Origin of the sequence: Pleomorphomonas koreensis DSM 23070 (assembly GCF_000425185.1) — a bacterium.
Classification (GTDB): Bacteria; Pseudomonadota; Alphaproteobacteria; order Rhizobiales; family Pleomorphomonadaceae; genus Pleomorphomonas; species Pleomorphomonas koreensis.
This window is the reverse complement of the sequence record NZ_AULH01000012.1, coordinates 15,360-37,864: the sequence shown is the minus strand read 5'-3', so window position 1 is coordinate 37,864 and position 22,505 is coordinate 15,360. Positions and strand designations below refer to the sequence as shown.

At 64.9% G+C, this 22,505-nt stretch carries 22 protein-coding genes; 8 read left to right on the top strand and 14 right to left on the bottom strand.

The genetic code is table 11. From position 1 onward, the window contains the following. Positions 1–328 precede the first annotated feature (328 nt). Together H512_RS0111165 and H512_RS0111160 are read left to right on the top strand one after the other, a co-directional pair. On the top strand, positions 329–1,714 hold the full coding sequence (locus H512_RS0111165) for a pyridoxal-phosphate dependent enzyme (RefSeq protein ID WP_036791279.1): 1,386 nt from the start codon (positions 329–331) through the stop codon (positions 1,712–1,714). Further along, positions 1,711–2,889, top strand: a complete 1,179-nt coding sequence (locus H512_RS0111160) for a trans-sulfuration enzyme family protein (protein ID WP_026783526.1) — start codon at positions 1,711–1,713, stop codon at positions 2,887–2,889. The genes H512_RS0111165 and H512_RS0111160 overlap by 4 nt, the downstream gene beginning before the upstream one ends. 73 nt (positions 2,890–2,962) lie before the next feature. Here H512_RS0111160 and nifH read toward each other — a convergent pair whose 3' ends face one another. The 5 genes from nifH to H512_RS0111135 are packed head-to-tail and all read right to left on the bottom strand — an operon-like array spanning position 2,963 to position 8,123. After that, positions 2,963–3,832: a nitrogenase iron protein gene (gene nifH / locus H512_RS0111155; RefSeq protein ID WP_026783525.1), complete on the bottom strand. Its 870-nt coding sequence runs from the start codon at positions 3,830–3,832 to the stop codon at positions 2,963–2,965. A 32-nt stretch (positions 3,833–3,864) separates the two neighbouring features. Next, the gene (locus tag H512_RS0111150) at positions 3,865–4,806 is read right to left on the bottom strand and encodes a radical SAM protein (protein WP_084798426.1); all 942 of its coding nucleotides are present in this window, start codon (positions 4,804–4,806) and stop codon (positions 3,865–3,867) included. After that, positions 4,803–5,195: a NifB/NifX family molybdenum-iron cluster-binding protein gene (locus H512_RS23595; RefSeq protein WP_053239773.1), complete on the bottom strand. Its 393-nt coding sequence runs from the start codon at positions 5,193–5,195 to the stop codon at positions 4,803–4,805. The genes H512_RS0111150 and H512_RS23595 overlap by 4 nt, the downstream gene beginning before the upstream one ends. After that, complete coding sequence (locus tag H512_RS0111140) at positions 5,192–6,595, bottom strand: nitrogenase component 1 (RefSeq protein WP_036791276.1); 1,404 nt, start codon at positions 6,593–6,595, stop codon at positions 5,192–5,194. The genes H512_RS23595 and H512_RS0111140 overlap by 4 nt, the downstream gene beginning before the upstream one ends. Positions 6,596–6,608: 13 nt before the next feature. Then, positions 6,609–8,123 carry a nitrogenase component 1 gene (locus H512_RS0111135; RefSeq protein WP_026783522.1) on the bottom strand — a complete coding sequence of 505 codons (1,515 nt, stop codon included), beginning with the start codon at positions 8,121–8,123 and terminating at the stop codon, positions 6,609–6,611. A 465-nt stretch (positions 8,124–8,588) separates the two neighbouring features. On the opposite strand from H512_RS0111135, the gene H512_RS0111130 reads away from it, so the two are divergent. From H512_RS0111130 to H512_RS0111110, 5 genes are all read left to right on the top strand, one after another. After that, positions 8,589–9,974: an aminotransferase family protein gene (locus H512_RS0111130; RefSeq protein ID WP_026783521.1), complete on the top strand. Its 1,386-nt coding sequence runs from the start codon at positions 8,589–8,591 to the stop codon at positions 9,972–9,974. 18 nt (positions 9,975–9,992) lie between these two features. Then, positions 9,993–11,762 (top strand): sulfoacetaldehyde acetyltransferase, encoded by a 1,770-nt coding sequence (gene xsc, locus H512_RS0111125; protein ID WP_026783520.1) that lies wholly within the window; start codon positions 9,993–9,995, stop codon positions 11,760–11,762. A 265-nt stretch (positions 11,763–12,027) separates the two neighbouring features. Further along, positions 12,028–12,987 carry a taurine ABC transporter substrate-binding protein gene (tauA, locus tag H512_RS0111120; protein ID WP_245585399.1) on the top strand — a complete coding sequence of 320 codons (960 nt, stop codon included), beginning with the start codon at positions 12,028–12,030 and terminating at the stop codon, positions 12,985–12,987. A 108-nt stretch (positions 12,988–13,095) separates the two neighbouring features. Continuing rightward, positions 13,096–13,872, top strand: a complete 777-nt coding sequence (locus tag H512_RS0111115; protein WP_026783518.1) for a taurine ABC transporter ATP-binding protein — start codon at positions 13,096–13,098, stop codon at positions 13,870–13,872. Positions 13,873–13,874: 2 nt separating this feature from the next. Next, on the top strand, positions 13,875–14,705 hold the full coding sequence (locus tag H512_RS0111110) for an ABC transporter permease subunit (protein ID WP_026783517.1): 831 nt from the start codon (positions 13,875–13,877) through the stop codon (positions 14,703–14,705). Between the two features lie 438 nt (positions 14,706–15,143). On the opposite strand, the gene draG is transcribed toward H512_RS0111110, so the two are convergent. The 7 genes from draG to H512_RS0111075 form a co-directional block, all read right to left on the bottom strand. Next, the gene (gene draG / locus H512_RS0111105; RefSeq protein ID WP_026783516.1) at positions 15,144–16,022 is read right to left on the bottom strand and encodes an ADP-ribosyl-[dinitrogen reductase] hydrolase; all 879 of its coding nucleotides are present in this window, start codon (positions 16,020–16,022) and stop codon (positions 15,144–15,146) included. After that, positions 16,019–16,852, bottom strand: a complete 834-nt coding sequence (locus H512_RS0111100; protein WP_053239772.1) for an NAD(+)--dinitrogen-reductase ADP-D-ribosyltransferase — start codon at positions 16,850–16,852, stop codon at positions 16,019–16,021. The genes draG and H512_RS0111100 overlap by 4 nt, the downstream gene beginning before the upstream one ends. Positions 16,853–16,862: 10 nt before the next feature. Continuing rightward, positions 16,863–18,383, bottom strand: coding sequence for a homocitrate synthase (gene nifV, locus H512_RS23590; protein ID WP_084798425.1), 1,521 nt, complete (start codon positions 18,381–18,383; stop codon positions 16,863–16,865). Next, entirely contained in the window at positions 18,380–19,537 is a 1,158-nt protein-coding gene (locus tag H512_RS0111090; protein ID WP_026783514.1) for a cysteine desulfurase family protein, read from the bottom strand. Before H512_RS0111090 ends, nifV begins: the two co-directional genes overlap by 4 nt. 9 nt (positions 19,538–19,546) lie before the next feature. Continuing rightward, on the bottom strand, positions 19,547–19,867 hold the full coding sequence (locus H512_RS0111085; RefSeq protein ID WP_026783513.1) for a HesB/IscA family protein: 321 nt from the start codon (positions 19,865–19,867) through the stop codon (positions 19,547–19,549). Between the two features lie 132 nt (positions 19,868–19,999). Further along, positions 20,000–20,629 (bottom strand): nitrogen fixation protein NifQ, encoded by a 630-nt coding sequence (locus H512_RS23585; protein ID WP_084798424.1) that lies wholly within the window; start codon positions 20,627–20,629, stop codon positions 20,000–20,002. Positions 20,630–20,733: 104 nt separating this feature from the next. Beyond that, entirely contained in the window at positions 20,734–20,946 is a 213-nt protein-coding gene (locus tag H512_RS0111075) for a TOBE domain-containing protein (RefSeq protein WP_026783512.1), read from the bottom strand. A 123-nt stretch (positions 20,947–21,069) separates the two neighbouring features. Between H512_RS0111075 and H512_RS0111070 the strand changes: the two genes are divergently transcribed. Next, positions 21,070–21,675 (top strand): DUF2478 domain-containing protein, encoded by a 606-nt coding sequence (locus H512_RS0111070; protein ID WP_026783511.1) that lies wholly within the window; start codon positions 21,070–21,072, stop codon positions 21,673–21,675. A 16-nt stretch (positions 21,676–21,691) separates the two neighbouring features. Here H512_RS0111070 and fdxB read toward each other — a convergent pair whose 3' ends face one another. Both fdxB and H512_RS0111060 read right to left on the bottom strand, forming a co-directional pair. Then, the gene (gene fdxB, locus H512_RS0111065) at positions 21,692–22,009 is read right to left on the bottom strand and encodes a ferredoxin III, nif-specific (protein WP_026783510.1); all 318 of its coding nucleotides are present in this window, start codon (positions 22,007–22,009) and stop codon (positions 21,692–21,694) included. A gap of 32 nt (positions 22,010–22,041) precedes the next feature. Further along, entirely contained in the window at positions 22,042–22,503 is a 462-nt protein-coding gene (locus tag H512_RS0111060) for a NifX-associated nitrogen fixation protein (protein ID WP_026783509.1), read from the bottom strand. Positions 22,504–22,505 lie beyond the last annotated feature (2 nt).

Sequence of the window (22,505 nt, the reverse complement as noted above, 5' to 3'; positions counted from 1 at the left end):
GATCGATCCGGAGCATTCAGAATGTCCGAAGGCCGAATGCCGAGCGCCCTGTCGACGATCAGCGCAGCGGCGCGGTCGTGGGCGGGGCGGGGCGTTGGCAGCCTTGACCGCAGCCGCGTGAGCGAACTCTGCGAGACGAACCGGAACCACTTCCGGCGTTCTGTGAAAACCGGCATCTCCCTCTACGCTCGATGTCGTGACTGCACCCACACCGGCGCAGCCATTCGTTTGCGCTGCCTGCCGACACGGCGTGTCGATCTCCGCGCCATTCGTCGTTCCAATCGGTTCGCCAGGGCCGCGTAGCCTGCCATTTTCCAAGGATAATCCCATGTCCGCTCTTCGGAAGCCCGCCCGCTCGGCGCTCGACCTGATCGGCGCCACGCCGGTGGTTGAACTTACCCGCTTCAACACCGGCCTCTGCCGCCTGTTCGTCAAACTCGAAAGTGCCAATCCGGGCGGCTCGATCAAGGATCGCGTCGCCCTGTCGATGATCTCGGCCGCCGAGGCGGACGGCCGGCTCAAGCCGGGCGGTACGATCATCGAGGCAACGGCCGGCAATACCGGTCTTGGCCTCGCCCAGGTCGGCCTGCCCAAGGGCTACAAGGTGATCCTTGTGGTGCCCGACAAGATGTCGCGCGAGAAGATCGCCCACCTGCGCGCACTCGGCACCGATGTGCGTCTCACCCGCTCGGATGTCGGCAAGGGCCATCCCGCCTACTACCAGGACATGGCGGAGCGTCTCGCCGGCGAGCTTGGCGCCTTCTATGTCAACCAATTCGCCAACCCCGCCAATCCGGCCGCCCACGAGACGACCACCGCGCCGGAAATTCACAGCCAGCTCGACGGCGACGTCGACGCCATCGTGGTCGGCGTCGGTTCGGGCGGCACGCTCTCGGGCATCGGACGCTACTTCAAGCGCGTATCGCCGAAGACTGGGATGGTGCTCGCCGATCCCGAGGGGTCGGTGCTGGCGCCGCTCGTCAACACAGGCAAGCTGATCGAGGCCGGGTCCTGGGCTGTCGAGGGTATTGGCGAGGACTTCGTGCCGGACAACTGCGACCTGTCGCTGGTGTCGTCGGCCTACACCGTCACCGATGCCGAAAGCTTTGCCGCCGCCCGCGAACTCCTCGCCAAGGAAGGCATCCTGGCCGGCTCGTCGTCGGGCACGCTGCTCGCTGCCGCACTCAAGTACTGCCGGGCTCAGACGATGCCGAAGCGCGTCGTCACGCTGGTCTGCGACACCGGCGCCAAGTATCTCTCCAAGGTCTACGACGACGGCTGGCTGGCCGAGCAGGGCCTCGCCGACCGTCCGGTTCGCGGCAACCTCTCGGATCTGGTCATCCGTCGCCAGCAGGACGGCTCCACCGTCACCGTCGCTCCCGACGATACGCTCGCCACCGCCTACAAGCGGATGCGTCAGGCCGACGTGTCGCAACTGCCGGTCGTCGCCGGCGGCCGTCTCGTCGGCATCATCGACGAGGGCGATCTCTATGTCGCGCTGGGGCGCGGGACCGCGGCCGGCCAAGCCCGTTTCGGCGAAACGGTCGGCGAGCACATGATCACCGACCTGCACACGCTGCAATCCATCGATCCCGTCAGCGCCGCCCTCCCCCTGTTCGAGCGCGGCGAAGTCGCCCTGGTGCTCGACGGCAGCGACTTCCTCGGCGTGGTCACCCGCGTCGATCTCATCAATCACCTGAGGCTTCATTCGTGACCTATCAGCCCCCGCGCATCAATCATCGGCTCGCCTTCTCGACCCGCACCATCCACGGCGGCCAGAGCCATGATCCGACCACCGGCGCCGTCATGGTGCCGATCTACGCCACCTCCACCTTCGCCCAGTCGAGCCCCGGCGTTCACAAGGGCTGGGAATATGGCCGCACCCACAACCCGACCAGGCAGGCCTTCGAGCGGGCCATTGCCGACCTCGAAAGCGGCACCGCCGGCTTTGCCTTCGCCTCGGGCCTTGCCGCCATCGCCAACATCCTGGAAACGCTGGACCACGGCACCCACATCGTCGCCTCCGACGATCTCTATGGCGGCACCTTCCGGCTGATCGACAAGGTACGCCGCCGCTCGGCCGGCCTCGACGTTTCCTTTGCCGATTTCCGCGACCCGACGGCCATCGAGGCGGCCATCCGGCCTGAGACGAAGCTGATCTGGGTGGAAACGCCCACCAACCCGATGCTGAAGATCGTCGATCTCCAGACGATCGCCGTCATCGGGCGCAAGCACGGCATCGTCACCGTGGCCGACAACACCTTTGCCAGCCCCGCCATCCAGCGACCGCTGGAGCTTGGCATCGACCTCGTCGTCCACTCGACGACCAAGTATCTCAACGGCCACTCCGACATGATCGGCGGCGCCGTGGTGGTGGGCGACAACGCCGAGTTGCGCGAACGGCTGACCTTCCTGCAGAATGCCGTCGGCGCCGTCTCCGGCCCGTTCGACAGCTTCCTGGCGTTGCGCGGCCTCAAGACGCTGGCGCTCAGGATCGAGCGGCATTCTTCCAATGCGCTGGCGATCGCTCGCTATCTCGAAGGGCGCAAGGACGTGCGGCGGGTGATCTATCCCGGCCTCGAAAGCCATCCGCAGCACGCGCTCGCCAAATCGCAGATGTCGGTCTTCGGCGGCATCATCAGCGTCGAGCTCGACCGTGATCTTCAGGGCACCAAGCGCTTCCTTGAGAACACGCGGCTGTTCACGCTGGCCGAAAGCCTCGGCGGCGTCGAGAGCCTGATCGAGCATCCGGCCATCATGACCCACGCCTCGATCCCGGCCGAACAGCGCGCCGCCCTCGGCATTTCCGATGGTCTGGTGCGGCTCTCGGCCGGCATCGAGAACGGCAACGACCTGATCGAGGATCTGAAAGTCGCCCTCGACGTCTGAGCGGGCCGGCATCAAATGCAGCGGGGCCGGAGGTCATCCCTCCGGCCCCGCACTTTTGCGCCATAGCGCCCGATCAGGCCACGGCGCGTGCCCGTTCAACCCGTTCCATCTGGACAATGTGCTCGGCCCAGCGCGCCGACCAATCGCGCAGTTCGGACTGGCTGAGCGGCGTCGGCACCTTCGATTGTTCGTGGCCGGCGATGTGGCGGGCGAGCGCACGGTAGACGTCGGCCTGCTCGGAGTGCGGCGCCGCTTCGATGGTCGTCTTGCCCGAGAGTTCGGCCTGGGTGACGGTCAGCGAGCGCGGCACGAACTGGACGATCGGTGTCGAGGTCTTGGCGGAGAAGTCCTCGATGATCTCGCGCTGGAAGTCGGTGTTGATCGAATTGGCGATGATGCCGCCCAACAGCGCGCCGCCGCTCGATGAGAATTTCTCGATGCCGCGGAACAGGTTGTTGGCGGCGTAGATGGCCATGAAGTCCGCCGAGGAGACGGTGAACACATGTTCGGCGATGCCCTCGCGCACCGGCACGGCAAAGCCGCCACACACGACGTCGCCCAGCACATCGAAGATGACGAAGTCGAGATCGAGATCCTCGAACACCCGCTGCTGCTTCAGGAGCTCGACGGCGGTGATGATGCCGCGACCGGCACAGCCGACGCCCGGCGCCGGGCCGCCGGCTTCCACACAATAGATGCCGGCAAAGCCCTTGAACACGGCATCGCGGGCATCGACCCGGCGCTTCTCGGCCAGAAGGTCGAGCACCGAGGGAATGTACTCGCCGCCGCGCAGCGTCGTCGTGGAGTCGGCCTTGGGATCGCAGCCGAACTGCATCACCTTGTAGCCCGCCTCGGCGAGGGCGGCGGAAATGTTGGAGGTGGTGGTCGACTTGCCGATGCCGCCCTTGCCGTAAATGGCGATCTGCTTGGGTTTGCGGGACATGAAATACTCCTTGAGGGATGAAAAGCGGGCGGTCAGCCGTGTGAGAACGTCGGCTCAGCGACTAGATCGTCGCCGTAGAGGTCGCGCGCGTAATCGGTGAGGCCGGGCACGCCGGCGGCATCCGCCCGGCAGCGCTGGCAGTGGGTGAACACCTTGAGGTGGCGGGCGGCAGCGGCGCGCGCCTTGTGCCGCTCGATGAAGGTCGGTTCCTTCAAATGGGCGAGCTGATGCTCGGGAATGAGCGGGATGACGTTGATCATCCGGGCGCCGGCCACCGCCACCATTTCCGCCACCGCGCCGATGTGGTGATCGTTGATGGTGGGGATCAGCACCGTGTTGATCTTGATGGTGAAGCCCAGTTCGGCGGCGCGGGCGATGCCCTTGAGCTGGTTGTCGATCAGACGTCGGGCCGCCACGACGCCATCGAGCCGCTTGCGCTCCCAGGCGAGCTTCGGCGTGATCATCGCCTGGATCTCAGGATCGACCGCATTGACCGTTACGGTCAGCGTGGTCACACCGGCCGCATGAAGGTCATCGACGCGCGCCGGAAGTTGCAGACCGTTGGTGGAGACGCAGAGCGTCAGATCGGGCCAGCGGGCGTGGATTGCGGCGAAGGCCTCGATCGCATGGTCGGAGGCGAGCGGATCGCCGGGACCGGCAATGCCGACGACGGCGAGATTGGGGATCAGCCGCAGCGCCCGCTCGACAACCGCCACGGCTTCCTTGGGCTTGAGCAATCGGGCCGCGACGCCGGGCCGCTGCTCGATGCGGTTGAAGTCGCGACGACAGAAGGCGCAGGCGATGTTGCAGAGCGGCGAGACGGGAAGATGCAGGCGCGCCGCCCTGGCATGGCCCTCCGCCGTGGTCGAAAAGCAAGGATGCTTGCCTTCGAGATCGGGGAACGCCGGCTGCATGGCGGCCTGCCGCATGCCGTGCGCCGTGCAGGCCGGGGAGGCCATGCCGGATACGCTCATGCCATGGCCTCCGCGCTGAACAGGCCGTCGAAAGCGGCGAGCTGACGAACGGTGTCGTCCACCGTGTCGTCGGTCTCGAAGGCGAGAATACCCAGTCTGGTCAGCCTGTTGATGGCGCACTCGCCGAGCCGCGACACCACCACGGCCTTGCAGTCGGCGATCAGCGTCACCGAGGCATCCATCACCTCCTCGGCCCGATCACCGCAGCCGGAGCCGCAGGCGGGGCGGTTGCTGCGCGATTCGAGATAGCGGGAGCCGGCGGGACTGACTTCCCAGATCTCGAAGCGGGTGGCGTGGCCGAAATGCTCGCTCACCCTGGCACCGGTCGAGGTGCCGATGGCCACGCGCACCGCGCCGGGGGAAAGGCTTGGATCGGAGGGGGCCGTCATGGTGCGGCGACCTCCGGATTCTCCTCGGTCGACTGGCGGACGACCGTCGTATAGGTGCGCTCGATGAGCTGCAACGCGCCACGATAGCCGATGTAGGAGCGCGACAGGACCACTTCGTCGGTCACCGGATAGCTGATCTCGACGAGCGGCGCGTCGATCTCGCCGGCAAGCCCCGCCTCCCAGGTCGAACCGAAGACGATTGGCAGTTCGCCGATCCTGGCGTGGGCGCGAATTGCCACATGCGCCTTGTGCCCGTCGGACTCGAACAGCGGATCGGCGTCGATGCCGGGCGCTAGGTTGCGGAAGGCGGCACGGATCGCCTCGCGCTCGGTCTCCGGCGGATTCTCGGTGATGACGATGACGCCGGGATTGAGGCCGAGATCGCCAACCAGAAACTTGGTGATGGCCAACCCATAGGCGCTGTCGGCGACGACGTTCACTTCGGACGGCAGCCGATACTGACTGGTACAGCCGGCGTAGAAAGTCGCGAAGTCGCGCAGGTAATGATAGTAGGTCCTCTCTTCGCGGGCGATGAAGGCGTCCACCTTCTTCCGGTCGATGCCCGCATAATCGCCGACCTTGCGCAGAAAGGCCGCCGTCTGGCGCGCGCCCACCGGCAGGGCCGGGATGTGCAGCGTGCTCTGGCCGTAGGCGGCCTCGAGATCGCGGGCGATTGAAAGGCCGAGCCAGGGGCCGAGCACGAGGTTGAACGCGGCGGCGGGGATGGCGCGCCACTCCGAAAGGCCGGCCGAGGCCGGGCCGAACAGGATGTTCACCTCAAGGCCGATGCCCTCGAGGATGCGCCTGAGTTCGGTAAGATCGCCGCGCCAGAACGGGTTCTGGTAGGGCAGCAGCGCCCAGACGTTGACGAGGCCGGCCTGCTTTGGCTTTTCCGGTTGCTTTGCCACATATTGTTCGATGATGGCTTTCACCACCGTCTCGTGGCCGGTGAAGTTGGTGCCGCGATAGCCAAGGGTTTCGGCGAACACGATGGGCACGCCGCGCCGCCGGTAGCCCTTCACCAGGTTCTCGACGTCGTCGCCGACGAGGCCGGGAATGCATCCGGACTGCACGACGTAGAGCTTGGCCTCCATCACCTTCAGCGTCGAGGAGATCAGCTCGTCGAGCCGGTCGGCGCCGCCGAAGATCACCTCCTTGTTGCCGATATTGCTGGAGGGGACGTGGAACTCCCCGCCCTGATAGCCGGAGATGCCGGATAATGCCTGAAACTGCTTGGAAGCGCAGCCGGGACCGCAATGGGTGATGGGTATCGCCTCTTCGATGGCGATCACCGAGGTGAGCGCGCCGAGGGCGCAAGCATAGCGCACCTGCTCGATCGGCCCCGGCGGAGCCGCGAAGGAGCCGGAGGTGTCGGTGGTGATGGGGCTGACGACGTTCATCGATCTCTCCGGCTCACTCGGCGGCTTCGGCGGTGTCGAGGGCGTAGGGGTTGGTCTCTTCCAGCCACCATTTCTGGTAGGGGAAGGACGAGTGCGCGGCGACGTCCTCGTAGAAGCGTCGGCGCGGCAACACGCGCAGGATGGCGCGGCCGATGGTGAGGAGGCCCTCGTAGCCGAGGCCGTCGTTGGAATAGAAGATCGGCAGCACCGGAATGCCCAGCCGGCCGGCCAGCGTCGCCGTGGTGCCGGAATGGCGGCAGATGACGAAGTCCGGATTGGAGCGCTTCAGCGCCGCGTGCGTCTGGAAATGCTGGTCGGGGCTGACGGTAAAGTTCTCGATGTCGCCGGTGGCCTGAATGAGATGGCCGAGTGAGTCCTGCTCCGGATCGCGGCTGTCGGTCGAGGGATCGTGGTGGAAGGAATAGGCGTCGTCGACGGTGACGCCGAGCTCGCGCAGGTCGGCGATCAGGCCATGGGCAAAGGCGGCGCCGGCGGCGACGAAGCCCTTCTTGCCCTTCAGCAGACCGCGCAACCGTTCCAGCTCCGGCGCGATGCGGGCGCGCTCGGAGGCAATCACCGCTTCGACCAGATGCGTCCGTCCGGTGACGCGGGCGATGTCGCGCAGCCAGTTGTCGGTGGCGTCCTGCCCGTAGGGCAGCGGCGCGCGGATTTCCGGCACGCCGTACTCCTGCTCAAGCCCCGTCGCGAGATAGCTGAGCACGAAGCACATGGTCACCGTTGCCGCCGCCGTGGAGAGATCGGCGAGGCGTTCGAGCGAATTGCCGCCCATGATCAGGTTGACCTTGAGGCCCAGGGGCCCGACCAGCGGCGTGAACACATCCGGCCCGCCGAGGTGGATGACGTTGAGAAGATCGGGGTTCTTCTCGTGCGTCCAGTCCGGCACCAGGCGGCGCAGGATGCCGTGTTCGATGACGTCCCAGCCCGACGACCAGTGCCGCGACTTGAAGCCCTCGCAGTGCAGGGCGACCACGGGAATGCCCAGCTCGTCTTCGAGCTGGCGGACCGTACCGTCGACGTCGTCGCCGATAATGCCGGTGGCGCAGGAGGTGGCGACGAAGATGACGCGCGGCTTATGCCGCTGATAGGCGTCGCGGATGGTTTCGGCGAGGCGGTCGACGCCGCCAAACACCATGTCCTGCTCGCCGAGGTTGGTGCAGATCGACTTGGGATCCTCGGGCTTCCAGCCGCGCCGGGCGGCAAGGTCGCGGGAATAGCGCGAGGTGAACGACTGGCTTGAGGCGCAGCCGATCGGCGAATGCTGGATGACCACCGTGTCCTTGATAATGGTGGCGTTGGTGACCGCGATCTGCTCGGCGCACATCGAGGCCTGCGAATAGGGGCTGTTCAACTCGCAGAGCCGCTTGCCGCCGGGACCGCAGTCGCGACCGCAGCCGAAGGTGAAGGCCGAGTCCTTCGCGAGCTGGGAGGCGCGACCATCCCACTGGGTGATGGTGCCGAGGCGCTGATCGCGCGTCTCGGCCTGCGGAGTACGTAGATTGATCGGCATGTGGCGCTATCCCCTGTCGGCGGGCCGCTTGGAATGGAAGCGGTCGCGAAGGGATGTGCTCAATGCTCTCTCGCGACCTCTGACATTCAGGAGATCACGGGTGAAGAATAGATGATAGATTTAGTATTTTAAATAGCGCAAAACGAGAGCAGTTTTTGCCCTGAAACCGCGCGAAGGCGAGAACGCATTTTCATGATAATTATTTAATATCAATTACTTAAGTTATTTTACATAGCCATCGACACAGGAAAGCCGCCGGATTCACTCTGCCCGTGCCCGCCGAAGCCCGGAGAAAAAGCGCATCGTCTTCGCCGGCAATTTTGGAAAGCAAAACCTGTCGCCGCCCATGGCGAACCACCATGATCACGCGCCGTCACCGCTTGCCGCCAAATAGGGGCAAACGGCACGGGGGGAACAGGTGGCTTCGGCACTTTGTCCGGCTAGCCAAGGGAAAGATGGACATCCATGCAGCTCAACTCAGCGCTCGCGTCGAACGATCCGCAGGCGATCATCGATGCTGATCGCGCCCATGTCTGGCACCACCTCATTCAACACAAGGCCTTCGAGACGGCGGCGCCCCGCATCATCGTCGAGGGCAAGGGCATGCGGGTGTGGGATATTGCCGGCCAGGAATATCTTGATGCCGTTTCCGGCGGAGTCTGGACCGTCAACGTCGGCTACGGCCGCACCTCGATCGCCGACGCCGTGCGCGACCAGCTCGTCCGCCTCAACTATTTCGCCAATACCGCCGGCTCCATTCCGGGAGCCCTGTTCGCGGAGAAACTCATCTCCAGGATGCCCGGCCTGTCCCGCGTCTATTTCTCGAACTCCGGCTCGGAAGCCAACGAGAAGGTGTTCAAGATGGTGCGGCAGGTCGCCCACAGGCACCATGGCGGCCGCAAGTCGAAGATCCTCTACCGCGAGCGCGACTATCACGGCACCACCTTCGGCGCCCTGTCTGCCAGCGGCCAGAACGAGCGCACCGCTCAATACGGCCCGCTGCTCTCCGGCTTCGTCGCCGTGCCGCACGCCCTCGAATACCGCAGCGAACAGCGCGGCGCCCGCTATGGCGAAGCCGCCGCCGATGCCATAGAAGAGGTCATTCTTCGCGAGGGGCCCGATACCATCGGCGCCATCTGCCTCGAGCCGATCACGGCCGGCGGCGGCGTCATCGTACCGCCCGACGGCTACTGGCAGCGCGTCGAGGACATCTGCCGCCGCCACGATATCCTGATCCACATCGATGAAGTGGTGTGCGGCCTCGGACGCACCGGCGCCTGGTTCGGCTATCAGCATTACGGCGTCAGGCCGGATTTCGTCACCATGGCCAAGGGCGTTGCCTCGGGCTATGCCGCCATCTCCTGCACCGTCACCACGGAGGCAGTGTTCGATCTGTTCAAGGACGCACCGGACGATCCGCTCAGCCATTTTCGCGACATCTCGACCTTCGGCGGCTGCGCGTCCGGTCCGGCGGCGGCGCTCGAAAACCTTCGCATCATCGAGGAGGAGGCGCTCGTTGAGAACTCGGCGCTTCAGGGCGGGCGGCTGATCGCCAACCTCGGAGCACTTCAGGACAAGCATCCCGCCATCGGCGACGTGCGCGGCAAGGGATTGTTCGCCGGCGTCGAGCTGGTCGCCGACCGGCAGAGCCGCGAACCGGCCGCCGAGAAGCAGGTCCAGGCCGTCGTCGCCGAGTGCGGCACCCAAGGGGTGATCATTGGTTCCACCAACCGCTCGATCACCGGCTTCAACAACACGCTCTGTCTCGCGCCGGCGCTGATCGCCACGCCTGACGACATCGACACCATCACCGATACGATCGGCCGCGCCATCGAGCGCGTCTTCGGCTGATCGCAGGAGAGATCCGAAATGCGGATGACCACCGAGGAAGCCTTCGTCAAAGTCCTGCAGCGCCACGGCATCCGCCATGCCTTCGGCATCATCGGCTCGGCCTTCATGCCGATCTCCGACCTGTTCCCCAAAGCCGGCATCACCTTCTGGGACGTGGCGCACGAGGGCTCGGGCGCCATGATGGCAGACGGCTACAGCCGTGCCACCGGCAAGGTGTCTCTCGTCATCGCCCAGAATGGCCCTGGCGTCACCAACCTCGTGACGGCCGTGAAGACCGCCTACTGGAACCATACGCCGCTGCTGGTGATTACGCCGCAATCGGCCAACAAGACCCTCGGCCAGGGCGGCTTCCAGGAAGTGCCGCAGATGGCGCTGTTCCAGGACATCGTTGCCTATCAGGAGGAGGTGCGCGACCCCTCGCGCGTCGCCGAAGTGCTCAACCGGGTGATCCTACAGGCCAAGCGCGCCTCGGGACCTGCTCAGATCAACATTCCCCGTGACATCTTCACCCAGGTGATCGACATCGAGCTGCCGCCGATCGTCGAATTCGAGCGTCCCTCGGGCGGCGAAGAAGCGCTCGCCAAGGCCGCGGATCTCTTGTCGAACGCCCGCTTCCCGGTGATCCTCAATGGCGCCGGCGTGGTGCTGGCCGGTGCGATCGCTGACAGCGTCGCCCTTGCCGAAAAGCTCGATGCGCCGGTCGCCTGCGGCTACCAGCACAACGACGCCTTCCCCGGCAACCATCCGCTCGCCGTGGGGCCGCTCGGCTACAACGGTTCCAAGGCGGCGATGCAGATCATCGCCAAGGCCGACGTCATCCTGGCGCTCGGCACCCGCCTCAATCCCTTCTCGACGCTGCCGGGCTATGGCGTCGACTACTGGCCGAAGGACGCCGGCGTCATTCAGGTGGACATCAACCCCAACCGCATCGGCCTCACCAAGAGGATCGCCGTCGGCATCGTTGGCGACGCTGGCAAGGTGGCGCGCGCGCTCACCGACAAGGTGACCTCACGCCTGACACCGGCCGGACGACAGGAGCGGCGCGGCCTTGTCGCCGCCACCCGATCGGCCTGGGCGCAGGAGCTCACCTCGCTCGATCACGAGGACGACGATCCCGGTACCAACTGGAATGCGCGGGCGCGCGCCGCCAAGCCCGACTGGCTCAGCCCCCGCAAGGCGTGGCGGGCGATTCAAGCCGCCCTGCCGCGCGAGGCGATCATCTCGTCCGACATCGGCAACAACTGCGCCATCGGCAATGCCTACCCGTCCTTCGACGACGGACGGAAATACCTGGCGCCGGGCCTGTTCGGCCCCTGCGGTTACGGCCTGCCATCCATCGTCGGTGCCAAGATCGGCCGCCCGGACCTGCCGGTGGTCGGCTTCTCCGGCGACGGCGCCTTCGGCATCGCGGTCAACGAGCTGACGGCCATCGGCCGATCCGAATGGCCGGCCATCACTCAGATCGTTTTCCGCAATTATCAGTGGGGCGCCGAGAAGCGGAATTCCACGCTTTGGTACGACGACAACTTCGTCGGCACCGAACTCGACACCAACGTCTCCTATGCGGCCATTGCCCGCGCCTGCGGCCTGAAGGGTGTCGTGGCGCGGACGGCCGACGAGTTGAGCGACCTTCTGCGGCAGGCCATCGTCGATCAGCAGGACAATGGCAAGACGACGCTGATCGAAGTTCTGATCAACCAGGAACTCGGGGAGCCCTTCCGTCGCGACGCGATGAAGAAGCCGGTGGTCATCGCCGGCATCGACCCTGCCGACACGATCGAGGCATGAACGGGAATTTTGCAACAGCAAGGAACTTGGCGCGCCGTAAAGACTATTGGAATAGTATTTTATAGTTCGTCAAACCGTAGCATGGCGTTTCTTCTAGGCAGAGCTAACCACCTGTAGCTTAGCAATATTTTCGGCAGGCCCGATCCGATCCCATGTGGAACACCCGTTCCCCCGGTCGGGAGTTCTTTGCTGACCGAGGGAGATATTGATGACGCCAGTTGCCCAGTTCATGACCCAGATCGGCAAGACGGCCGCATTCGTCGCCATGGTGGCGACCGGCCTTTCCGCCGGCTCGGCCGTAGCCGAGACGACGCTCAACATAGGCTGGCAGCAGATCGTCGAGCCGTCGCGCGTGCCGCAGGCCGATGGCGCCTATGAGAAGGCGACCGGTGCCAAGATCAACTGGCAGAAGTTCGACGGCGGCGCCGACGTGATCGCCGCCATCGCTTCCGGCTCGCTCGACATCGGTTATGTCGGCTCGTCGCCGCTCACTGCGGCGGCCAGCCGCGAAGTGCCGATCGAGACCATCTTCGTCGTCGGCCTGATCGGCCCCTCGGAAGCGCTGGCCGCCAAGGGCGTCGACAAGCCCGAGGATCTCGTCGGCAAGAAGATTGCCACGCCCTTCGTTTCCACGGCGCACTACAGCCTTCTGACCGCGCTGAAGCATTGGAACATCGATCCCAAGCAGCTCCAGATCCTCAACCTGCGCCCGCCGGAAATCGCCGCCGCCTGGGAACGCGGCGATATCGACGGCGCCTATGTCTGGGATCCGGTGCTGGCCGAGATCAAGAAGACCGGCAAGGTGGTCGCGACCTCCAGCGACGTCGCCAAGTGGGGCGGCCCGACCTTCGACGCCTGGATCGTCCGCAAGGAATATGCGGAACAGCACCCCGACGTGGTGAAGGCCTTCGTCAAGGTGACCGGCGAGGCCTACGCCTCCTACCGTGCCGACCCGAAGACGTGGGATGCCAAGTCGCCCGAGGCCGAGAAGATCGCCCGCCTGACCGGCGCCAAGCAGGACGAGGTTCCCGAACTGCTGACCGGCTATTACTTCCCGACCCTTGAAGAACAGCCGAGCGAAGCGCTGCTGGGCGGCGGCACCACGAAGGCCGTTGCCGCCACGGCCGCCTTCCTCAAGGAACAGGGCAAGATCCCCGACGTGCTCGCCGACTATTCGCCATATGTCTCCGACCGCTGGGTGAAGGACGTCGTCGCGTCCAAGTGACCGGCCGCCGCAGGCTGCCAGGCCTTGAAAGCCGCCCGTCCGCCCCTTGAGGCGGGCGGGTTTCGTTCGATCCGGTCCGGTGGAAACGCAAGGGAGACGAGACGCTCCGTGTACAAGCTTCATATCGACAAGGTCACCTTCGCCTACGGTCCGTTGCAGCCACCGGTGCTGGCTGACATCGGCCTCTCGATCGGCAGCGACGAATTCGTTGCCGTGGTCGGCCGCTCCGGCTCGGGCAAGACAAGCCTCCTGAGCCTTGCCGCCGGCTTCCTGAAGCCGACAAAAGGCCGGGTTCACATCGATGGCCGCACCGTCGAGGGACCGAGTGCCGAGCGCGCCGTGGTGTTTCAGGACGACGCCCTGTTTCCCTGGCTGACGGCGCGGCAGAATGTCGGCTTCGCCCTGAAGCTGAAGGGGATTCCGAAAGCGGAGCGCGAACGACGCGTTGCCGAACTCCTGGCCCATGTCGATCTGGCGGCTTGCGCCGACAAGGCAATCTGGGAGCTGTCTGGCGGTATGCGCCAGCGGGTCGGCATTGCCAGGGCGCTCGCCGCCGATCCGGAGTTCCTGCTGATGGACGAGCCGCTCGGTGCGCTTGACGCGCTGACGCGTGAGCGCATGCAGGAGTTCCTGCTCCATCTCTGGCAGGACAGCGGTGCCGGCGTGCTGCTGATTACCCACAGCATTGAGGAAGCGCTGTTCCTCGCCACGCGCGTCGTGGTTCTGGCCCCCTCCCCCCGTCGGATCGTGGCCGACATTCCCGTCACCTTCGGCCGCCGGCTTCTGCAGGGCGACACATCGCGCGCCATCAAGTCCGACCCGGCCTTCGTCGCGGCGCGCGAAAGGCTGCGCGACCTGATCGAATTGCAGGATTTCGAGGTTTAGCCATGAGCACGATCGAAGATATCGCCGGCCAAGACGAGCCGACCGCACCAGCTCCCATTTCGCCCGGCTTTGACTGGGTTCGCCTCGTCCCTCTGCTGACGGTCTTCGCCATCATCACGCTTTGGTCCCTGGCGGCAAGTCGCGGCTGGGTGTCGAAGGTGTTCCTGCCGTCGCCGCTCGCTGTGCTGAAGAGCGCCTATCAGGTCAGCGTCTCCGGCTTTGCCGATTCCACCCTGCTCCAGCACCTCCTCGCCAGCCTCGGCCGCGTGTTTGGTGCGCTGGCGGCGTCGATCGTCGTCGCGGTACCGATCGGCGCCATCATCGCGTCATCACGGATCGGGCGCGGCATCTTCGATCCTATCGTCGAGTTCCTGCGGCCGCTGCCGCCGCTCGCCTATCTGCCGCTGATCATCATCTGGTTCGGCATCGGCGAGGCTTCCAAGGTGCTGGTGATCGGCCTGGCCATGGCGCCGCCAATCATCATCGCCACAGCAGCCGGCGTCAGGTCGGTCTCGCGTGACCGGCTCAACGCCGCCCGCTCGCTGGGTGCCACGCGATCGCAACTTCTTCGCTTCGTGGTGCTGCCGAGTGCCCTGCCCTCGATCGTCACCGGCATTCGCATCGCGCTGGGCGCCGGCTGGTCGACGCTTGTCGCCGCCGAGCTGGTGGCTGCGAGCCGTGGCCTGGGCTTCATGATCCAATCGGCCGCTACCTTCCTCGGTACCGACGTGGTAATCCTCGGCATTGCCGTGATCGGCATCGTCGCCATCCTGCTGGAACTCTTGATGCGGGCACTGGAGCGACGCTTCGTGCCCTGGTCGACGCATCTGTAAGCTTGGTGGAAGGCGCTCGTGATACCGCCACTTTCGAGACGGTCCGCTGTCCTCTTGGTTTCATCAATGCGCCTAGGAAGGTAGACCATCGTCTGGAGCGCTGCGCATCTTCCTTAGAAGATTGACCCAAATAGCCTTCCGAGCGCCAAGGTCGAGCGCATGGAAGATTTGCTTGAACGTCATGCCTTGGTTGACATGGTGGGTTGCGCCTGCTGCGCCGGCACTGTTTTTCAAACAGTACCTCTATCAGTCCAACCCGCGAACTGGCTTTGGCCAGACCTCCCTGGACAAGGCGAGATGGTTGCGGGGGCGGGTTGCCCGGCACGGAGGAGCATGTCGGGCTTTTTCGCAGTACCGCGTAGGAGATGGTTGGTCAGTCCGTGGTGAAAGCTGGAACATCTGAGCCGGCATGGAAGGCATGAAGCCAAACGTTGGAGTCTATGAGCGATCCGGGATTGCCAGCAGCCTTGGCACCAGTGCGCGGATTGCCGCCGCCACATCTCGATCCAGAGACTTCAGCCAGCGCTTCGGAATCGCGTCGAGACCGTAGGTGGCGCCGGCGAGAGCCCCGGCAATGGCCCCGGTGGTGTCCGCGTCGCCGCCATGGTTGACCACGCGGATCAGACAATCCTCGAAAGAAGTCGTCGAGAAATAGCCGTCGAACGCCGTCTGTATCGTATCGACGACATAGGCTGAGGATATGCCAGGATAGGGTACGAAGCGGAAAGTCGGGTGGCGTGAGACCAGCTCGTCGGCACGTTCGGCCGCCGCTCCTTTGCCATTGCCACCAAGCAAGGCCACGACCATGGTCGCCAGTGTCTCGCAGGCGGCATCGGACAAGGGGTGGTTGTGAGTGGTATGCGCCTGCTCTACCGCCCAGCGCCTTGCGCGTTCAGCATTGTGATGGCTGGCAATGGCAACCGGCAGAAAGCGCATTGCAGCGCCGTTACCGGCATCTCCCTCATTCATCGGCCCTGTGACAAGGCCGCGCTGGATATAGCGGCGGATGCCGCGCCGACAGGTATTGCCAACATCGAGCGGCCCCGACCGGAGCCAGGCGGCAAATTCTTCGCAGACATCGGTGAGATCAAGACCGTTCCTGCGGACGAGCGACTTGCCGAGCGCGAGCGCCATGGCCGTATCGTCGGTTACCGCGCCGGCCTTGAGGCGGAGCCAGCCGCCACCGACGATGTCGCGCAGCACGCCATGTTCCGCAGCAATTTCGCCCCGGGTCATGAACTCGGCGGCGGCACCGAGCGCATCGCCGATGGCAAGTCCCAGAAAAGAGGCGAGCGCCCGGTCCTGCAGCCCTGTCATGGCATCACGCAAAGCTCATAATCGCCGCCGATCACCAGGAACTCGCCCTCCCCCTTCAATGGATGAGAAGCCAAGATCGTATTGAAAAACAGGATCTTCTCGCGCGGCACCCGCGCCATCAGGATAACGTCACCAAAACAGTCGGCGATCTGCCGCTCGGCTGTGAAAGAGGAGATGCTGTTGAGGCGCATCACCACGTTTCGTCGGTCGAGTTTCGCTTTGATCGGGTGCTCGTCGAAATCATTGACGCCACGGTAAAGCGTGACGTGGCTTTCTTGCGGAAAGGCAAAGCGGCGAAGCGCCCACTGGCAGAACTCATAGAGCAGATCGAGTTGCGCCAGGATCGAGTTGTTATGGAAGCGGCTGGACATTTTCTCGGCGACATAGGTCGCCCAGGCGTTGGGCGCCTGCCGTACCAGACGCGCCTTGTGGAAAGTCGGGAAGATGCCGAAGCGGCTCTCCACCCATCCCTTCAGCACCGCACCTTCCGGGCTGTTGCTGTCGTAACCCCAGCCCTTGATGAGGCGCAGATAGGACGAACGGAAGCGACGGCGTCCGGTCCGGTCGCCAGGCTCGCGCTGCTCAAGGTCGATGCCGAACATGGCCATCATGTAGTTCGTGAAGGCCTCGCCCGCCTCGCCGAGATCGGAGGCGAGATCGAGCATTTCGAACAGGCCGCCGTTCATCTCGAGAACGCCAGAGATGTGGATGGGTCGCGGCCGCGCATTGAACGCAACATCGGCCAGGATTCGCGTCGGCAGCCCGACGAGGTTGGTCGAATGGCCGATCAGGTCATCAGCCGGCACCGTGTCGATTTCCTCGCTCGCCATGGCGAGTTACTCAGGCGCCGTCCGTCGGTCGGATTATATCGGCGAGCGCAACGAAAGGACGACGCGGCGGGGCGGCCGGCCGGTTGGGATCGCGGTCCTTCAACACCTTGAACAGCCGCGTTTCGAGCGGCGAGGCGCCAACCATGTCCCGATAGGCACGCTCAAGCATGGAGCGGGCACGAGCTGCGGCGACACTGTCGGGAAGACCTTCGAGATCGTCGCCCACGAGCATTTCTCCCATCCGTCGCAGGACGTGCAGGCGACAGACGGCGAGGCGTTCGGGCTCGAAGCGGACGCCGAGAGCCTCGAAGAAGTCTTCGGCAGAGGAGAGTTGCTTCAGGCGGGCGAGAATGTTGGTCGCATCCGGCACGGGCCGATCGATCGGGCAAGCCATGGAGTGATCCTTTACGTGGGGGGTGACGAGGGCGGCGTGCAGGTGTTCAAGTTCGCCAGGGGTGAGGGCCCGCTTGTGCTCGACGGCGGCCTGTCGCACGGCGGCGACAAGCGGAGCCGCAAGATGCGGATCGAGGGTGACGCCGTTACGGGCGAGGATGTGGGCCAGCGCCTGCCCTCCTGAATGCTTGCCGACGACGATCGAATGGCAGCGACCGAGCAGCGCCGGATCGAGCCCTTGGTAGGTCTCGGCGTTCCGGAGGAGACCGGCGACATGCAGGCCGCTTTCATGGGCGAAGACGTCGCTGCCGACGATGGCCTTGGCGGGCGGCACGCTGCGCCCGGCGGCCGCGGCCACAAGATTGGCGAGAGGCATCAGCGCCGGCAGGTGGATACCGGCGCTCCTCCCGTCGAGACGTAGGAGTGCCACGGCGATTTCCTCGAGTGCCGCGTTGCCGGCCCGCTCGCCGAGACCGAGCACAGTCACGGAAGCGTCCGTGCAGCCGGCACGCAGGGCAGCAAGCGTGTTGGCCGTAGCGAGCCCCAGATCGTTGTGTCCGTGGAATTCGAGCGCAAGCGAGCTATGAGACCGAAGCGACCTCACCAGCGCCTCCGTCGAGGTGGGATCGAGAACGCCCACAGTATCGGCGATCCGAAACCTTGTGCCGCCAGCCGCTTCCACCGCTTCGGCCATGGCGGCGAGATGGTTGGGAGCGGCTCGCGAGGCGTCCTCTGCCCCCACCGATACGGCAAAGCCGAGGTCGAGGGCCATGGGGACATAACGACGAATGCGGGCAAGCGCCTGGCGTTGGTCGATGCCGAGCTTGGCGGCGAGTTGCAGTTCGGAGGCAGGAATGGAAAGGTTGATGGCCGGTGCGCCCGTCCGGGCGGCGGCCGCAAGATCAGCATCGCACATGCGGCACCAAACGGCGATGCGAGACGGCAGTGACAAACCGACCACGGCCGCGATCGCGGCGATCTCATCCTCGCCCATGGCCGGTGTTCCAACCTCGATCTCGGCGACGCCCGCCTTGGCGAGGGCCTCGGCGATGGCCAGCTTCTCCGCGACGGTGAATGCCACCCCCGGCGCCTGTTCGCCGTCGCGCAACGTCGTGTCGTTGAGGCGCACATCGGTCATGCCGGAACCTCCACGCGTGTGCCGCGCGTTTGCCTCAGGATGGATGGCAGCGCCATCAGCAGACGGTCGATGTCGGTCTTGTCATTGAAGCGGGAAAGGGAGAAACGGATCGCCGAGCCGGAAAGGTTGCCGTGCCCCATGGCGACGAGCACGCGGCCAGGCTGCCGTCCCCCTGCGGCGCAGGCGGATCCTGCCGAGGCGGCGATGCCGCTGCGGTCCAGGCGATCGAGCATCATCTCGGCGTCGAAACCTGGAAAGGCGAGACAGGACGTGTTGACCAGGCGGTGTTGCGGATCGCCGAGAACACTGGTCTCCGGCAGAATGGCGGCAACGGCCGATTCCAGACGATCGCGCAGCATCGCGACACGGCCCATATCCGATTGGGTGCGGGCGAGACCGGCGGCTACGCCGAAGCCGACAATACCCGGCACGTTTTCGGTGCCAGCCCGGCGGCCACGCTCCTGGCCACCGCCGGTCACGAGGCCGTGGAACGGAATGTCGCGCCGGACGTAAAGCGCTCCGACACCCTTGGGACCGTGCAGTTTGTGGGCGGACAGCGACAGCATGTCGACGCCGCTTTGGGCCACGTCGATCTCCGCGCGACCGGCCGCCTGCACGGCATCGGTATGAAAGAGCGCGCCGACGGCATGGGCGGCGGGAACGAGATCGGGAATCGGAAACAACGTGCCGGTCTCGTTATTCGCGGCCATCAGCGTGACGAGGGCAACGTTGGCGTCGAGGGCAGCCTGATAGGCGTTGATATCCAGCCGGCCGCTGCCATCGACGGGCACCTCGCGTACGACAATGCCGTCCGTTACCGCCAAGCGGTCGAGCGTGGCATGGATCGATGCGTGCTCGACGGCGGAGGTTACCACCGTGCGCCGACCGGGACGGGCGGCCAGCACAGCGCGAAGGGCAGTAACGTTGCTCTCGCTGCCACCGGACGTGAAGATGATTTCTCCGGAACGACCGGCACCGATTAATGCCGCGACCTCGCGCCGGGCGGACTCAACGGCGCGCCGCGCCGCTCGACCGGCCGAATGTCCAGAAGAGGGATTGCCCGGAAGCTCGATCAATGCCGCCAGCATCGCCTCGGCAACGCGCGGCTCGACCGGCGTCGTGGCATTCGCGTCGAGATAGACGGGCTCCGGCATGCATGTCTCTCAGCAGAAGGACTTGCCGCAGGAGCAGCGCGAGGCGGCGTTGGGATTGTCGAAGACGAAGCCGGACTGCTCGATGCCTTCGACGAAATCGACGACGAGGCCACCGACGTGGCGCTGGGTCAGTGCATCGAGATAAAGGCGGATACCATCCTGATCGAACACGAGATCACCGGGGCGCTCGTCCTTCTCAAGGCCCATGCGATACTTGAGACCAGCGCAGCCACCGGCTTCGACGACGATCCGCAGACCTTCCGCGCGACCGCCAGAGCCGGCGAGCACAGAGCGAACGGCATCAACGGCGCTTTCTGTGAGTTCGATCATGGTTCTGTCCTTCTTGCTTCAGGAGGATGAAGCGGGGCGACAGACGCTCTGCACACGGCATGCCACTAGCTAACCGTTTGAAATTAAAAGGCTCGTAATTCGCTTTGTTGGAAACCCGACATGCCCCGCAGATCAGGCCGCCATTTCGATCCGTCGCCGCAGCCCGGCGAGCCGGCTAAGGCCATCCTCGACACCAAAGCAATCGTTGAAATCGGTGCAGACGGTGCAGGAGGGAGCCGTGCAAAGCGAGAAGCCTTCGGCCTCGCAAAGCACGCGATAGAAGTACTTCTTCCAGCGCATGTTGCCGGTGTTGCCGGCATGCAATGTACGGAAATGGCGAGCGAGCAGGCGATTGAGCTCACCGCGGTCATTGAGGCCAAGGTCCTGCCAGAGATGATCGGGCCGCATCGCCCGGCGGGCCATCAGCACGGCGAGCCAACCGGCGATCGGTTCCGGACCGGACCGGTGGGCCAGCAGCAAGTCGGCAAGAAGAGCTTCGTCTTCCGAGGGCGGGCTCGACGCGAGGTCTTCAACGCCGGTCATGGGATAATGGGGAAAGTAAAGGCCAATCAGGCCGCCGATTTCCTCGGGAGAAAGACCCAGTCCATCGGCAAGGCCGATTCCAGACTTCTCCGCTTCGGTCAGGGCCGCCGCGAGAACGGCGGCGAGCACGTGGCTGTCAAAAGCCTCGGTTTGGTCACGAGATGGACCCGCTGCGATGCGGAGCTGCGCGTAGTGACGGGCAAAGGTTGATGCCGGCATGTGTCACCTCCTTCAATTTTGTCGGAAACCCGACAGACGAGAGACGCCTGACGGATTTCCGGGCACTTGAAAGAAGGCAGCGCAAAGACCGTGCCGGGATCACGTCACAGGTCGACGCCGATCATCACATCCGACGCCTTGATGATCGCGGCGGCGTCGACGCCGACGGCCAATCCCAGGTCATCGGCTGCTTCGTTGGTGATCGAGGCGGTAACAACCATGCCCTCGACGATCTCCACTTTGACGTGGGTTGTCGTGGCGCCTCGAGTCAATGCCACGATCTTGCCCCTCAATATGTTACGTGCCGAAAGCCGCATGATCGTCTCCTTTGGGTTGTGAAGCCTGGTTTGTTATATAGTAATTCTCACTACGCTTGAAGCAATTGGCCCAGCCCTTGCGAGGCACCGGTGGTCACCGTCCCGCACCGCCAGGAGCCCCCCATGACGCGCCGCTTGCTCGATCGCTTTCCGGCTCTCGACCCCGCCGGGATCAACGCTTCCGAACTCGCGGCGATCATCTTCGACGAGGGTGCGTCGATCGACCACCTGCTTGCCTTCTTCGCGGAAGAACTCCAGATGACCGGGCGCCGGATCGGAGGCATTGTCCATCTCCCTGACGACAGCGAGCCGCCGAGCCGAGAGGTGACGGTGGCTGACCTCCTGGCGGGCGACAGCTGGCAGCGGCCACGCGTCCCCCTCGCCCCGGTCGAGATTGCCGCAACGACGCGGCGCATCCGCATGGCCATCGAAGCGCAGGCCGATCTCGCCTTCATCCCCCGCTTCGGCGCGGTCGAGATTGCCGGAGGCGGCCATGCCGACGCCTTCGGAACCCTGGCCGCTTTCGGCCTGCCCGTTCTGACAGCCGTCCGCCGGGAGGACGTCGAGGCCTGGCTGCGGTTTACCGGCGGCATCGGCACCCTCCTCGCCTGCCGCCTGCGCGTCGTACGTGCCTGGTGGCAGGAGACGGATCGGCGGCGCCAGAAGATGCTTGCCCGGATGGAAACGGAGAGCGGCAACGTCGTGCCGCTTCTTCCGACCTTCGGGTGACGTAGACCAGGTTATTTCAGGCGGCCAGCTTGTCGGGCGCGACATGGCTCTGGCAGTTCTTCGGACAAACACGGGCGCAGGCGTTGCAACCGATGCAGGCACCGTCGTTGTCGGCGACCATGATCTTGCGGTTGAGTTCGCCGTCGAAATCGTCGTCGTCATCCTCGACCACCTTGCCGAGGATCTCACCTTCGTCGTCGACACCGTAGAGGTGCATGACGTCGCGATCGCAGACCTTGAAGCAGCGAGCGCAGCCGATGCAAGCGCCGCCATCGATCGAAACGAGGAAGAGCGGCGTCCAGGAACTGCCGTCGCGGGTCGTGTAGTCGGCCATGTAAATCTCCAGCTCGGATGGTTCGGGTAGGATCAGAGGTCGGCAACCTCGGGAAAGCGGCTGATCATGGTTGCGGCTTCATCGACCAGCTTGCCGCCGGCCGCAGCCAGCGCAGCGAAGTCGTCGAAGCCGAAGCGGTGGACGTCACGCAGCGTCCTGGAGACCACCACCAGCCGACCGGCAGTGAGCAACACACGACCAAAGCCCTCGTGGTTCAGCTTCAGTATTGGCGACGCCAGCCGGCCGGTCGCGGCTTCAGCGGCGAGGCCGACCGCGCCGTAGAAGGCCTCGACGCGATCGACGATGTCGGGATCGGGATCGTCGATGATCGGCCGCGAACGCCGTTCCTCGCGACTGACCACGAAGTCGGCCAGCACCTCGGCGTCAGACTTGCGATCCCAGACGCCGTTTGTATCGGCGGCCCGGACAAGACGGGCCAGCATTTTCACGAAGGGATGGTCGAGGGCCGCGGGTGGAGCCTCTATCTCACTCATGG

What these genes read in the sequence shown, in the direction of transcription:
- H512_RS0111165 (WP_036791279.1), top strand. Translation starts at nt 329, where the DNA reads ATGTCCGCTCTTCGGAAGCCCGCCCGCTCGGCGCTCGACCTGATCGGC.
- nifH (WP_026783525.1), bottom strand. Translation starts at nt 3,832, where the DNA reads ATGTCCCGCAAACCCAAGCAGATCGCCATTTACGGCAAGGGCGGCATC.
- H512_RS0111150 (WP_084798426.1), bottom strand. Translation starts at nt 4,806, where the DNA reads ATGAGCGTATCCGGCATGGCCTCCCCGGCCTGCACGGCGCACGGCATG.
- H512_RS23595 (WP_053239773.1), bottom strand. Translation starts at nt 5,195, where the DNA reads ATGACGGCCCCCTCCGATCCAAGCCTTTCCCCCGGCGCGGTGCGCGTG.
- H512_RS0111140 (WP_036791276.1), bottom strand. Translation starts at nt 6,595, where the DNA reads ATGAACGTCGTCAGCCCCATCACCACCGACACCTCCGGCTCCTTCGCG.
- H512_RS0111135 (WP_026783522.1), bottom strand. Translation starts at nt 8,123, where the DNA reads ATGCCGATCAATCTACGTACTCCGCAGGCCGAGACGCGCGATCAGCGC.
- H512_RS0111130 (WP_026783521.1), top strand. Translation starts at nt 8,589, where the DNA reads ATGCAGCTCAACTCAGCGCTCGCGTCGAACGATCCGCAGGCGATCATC.
- xsc (WP_026783520.1), top strand. Translation starts at nt 9,993, where the DNA reads ATGCGGATGACCACCGAGGAAGCCTTCGTCAAAGTCCTGCAGCGCCAC.
- tauA (WP_245585399.1), top strand. Translation starts at nt 12,028, where the DNA reads ATGGTGGCGACCGGCCTTTCCGCCGGCTCGGCCGTAGCCGAGACGACG.
- H512_RS0111110 (WP_026783517.1), top strand. Translation starts at nt 13,875, where the DNA reads ATGAGCACGATCGAAGATATCGCCGGCCAAGACGAGCCGACCGCACCA.
- draG (WP_026783516.1), bottom strand. Translation starts at nt 16,022, where the DNA reads ATGACAGGGCTGCAGGACCGGGCGCTCGCCTCTTTTCTGGGACTTGCC.
- H512_RS0111100 (WP_053239772.1), bottom strand. Translation starts at nt 16,852, where the DNA reads ATGGCGAGCGAGGAAATCGACACGGTGCCGGCTGATGACCTGATCGGC.
- nifV (WP_084798425.1), bottom strand. Translation starts at nt 18,383, where the DNA reads ATGACCGATGTGCGCCTCAACGACACGACGTTGCGCGACGGCGAACAG.
- H512_RS0111090 (WP_026783514.1), bottom strand. Translation starts at nt 19,537, where the DNA reads ATGCCGGAGCCCGTCTATCTCGACGCGAATGCCACGACGCCGGTCGAG.
- H512_RS0111085 (WP_026783513.1), bottom strand. Translation starts at nt 19,867, where the DNA reads ATGATCGAACTCACAGAAAGCGCCGTTGATGCCGTTCGCTCTGTGCTC.
- H512_RS23585 (WP_084798424.1), bottom strand. Translation starts at nt 20,629, where the DNA reads ATGCCGGCATCAACCTTTGCCCGTCACTACGCGCAGCTCCGCATCGCA.
- H512_RS0111075 (WP_026783512.1), bottom strand. Translation starts at nt 20,946, where the DNA reads ATGCGGCTTTCGGCACGTAACATATTGAGGGGCAAGATCGTGGCATTG.
- H512_RS0111070 (WP_026783511.1), top strand. Translation starts at nt 21,070, where the DNA reads ATGACGCGCCGCTTGCTCGATCGCTTTCCGGCTCTCGACCCCGCCGGG.
- fdxB (WP_026783510.1), bottom strand. Translation starts at nt 22,009, where the DNA reads ATGGCCGACTACACGACCCGCGACGGCAGTTCCTGGACGCCGCTCTTC.
- H512_RS0111060 (WP_026783509.1), bottom strand. Translation starts at nt 22,503, where the DNA reads ATGAGTGAGATAGAGGCTCCACCCGCGGCCCTCGACCATCCCTTCGTG.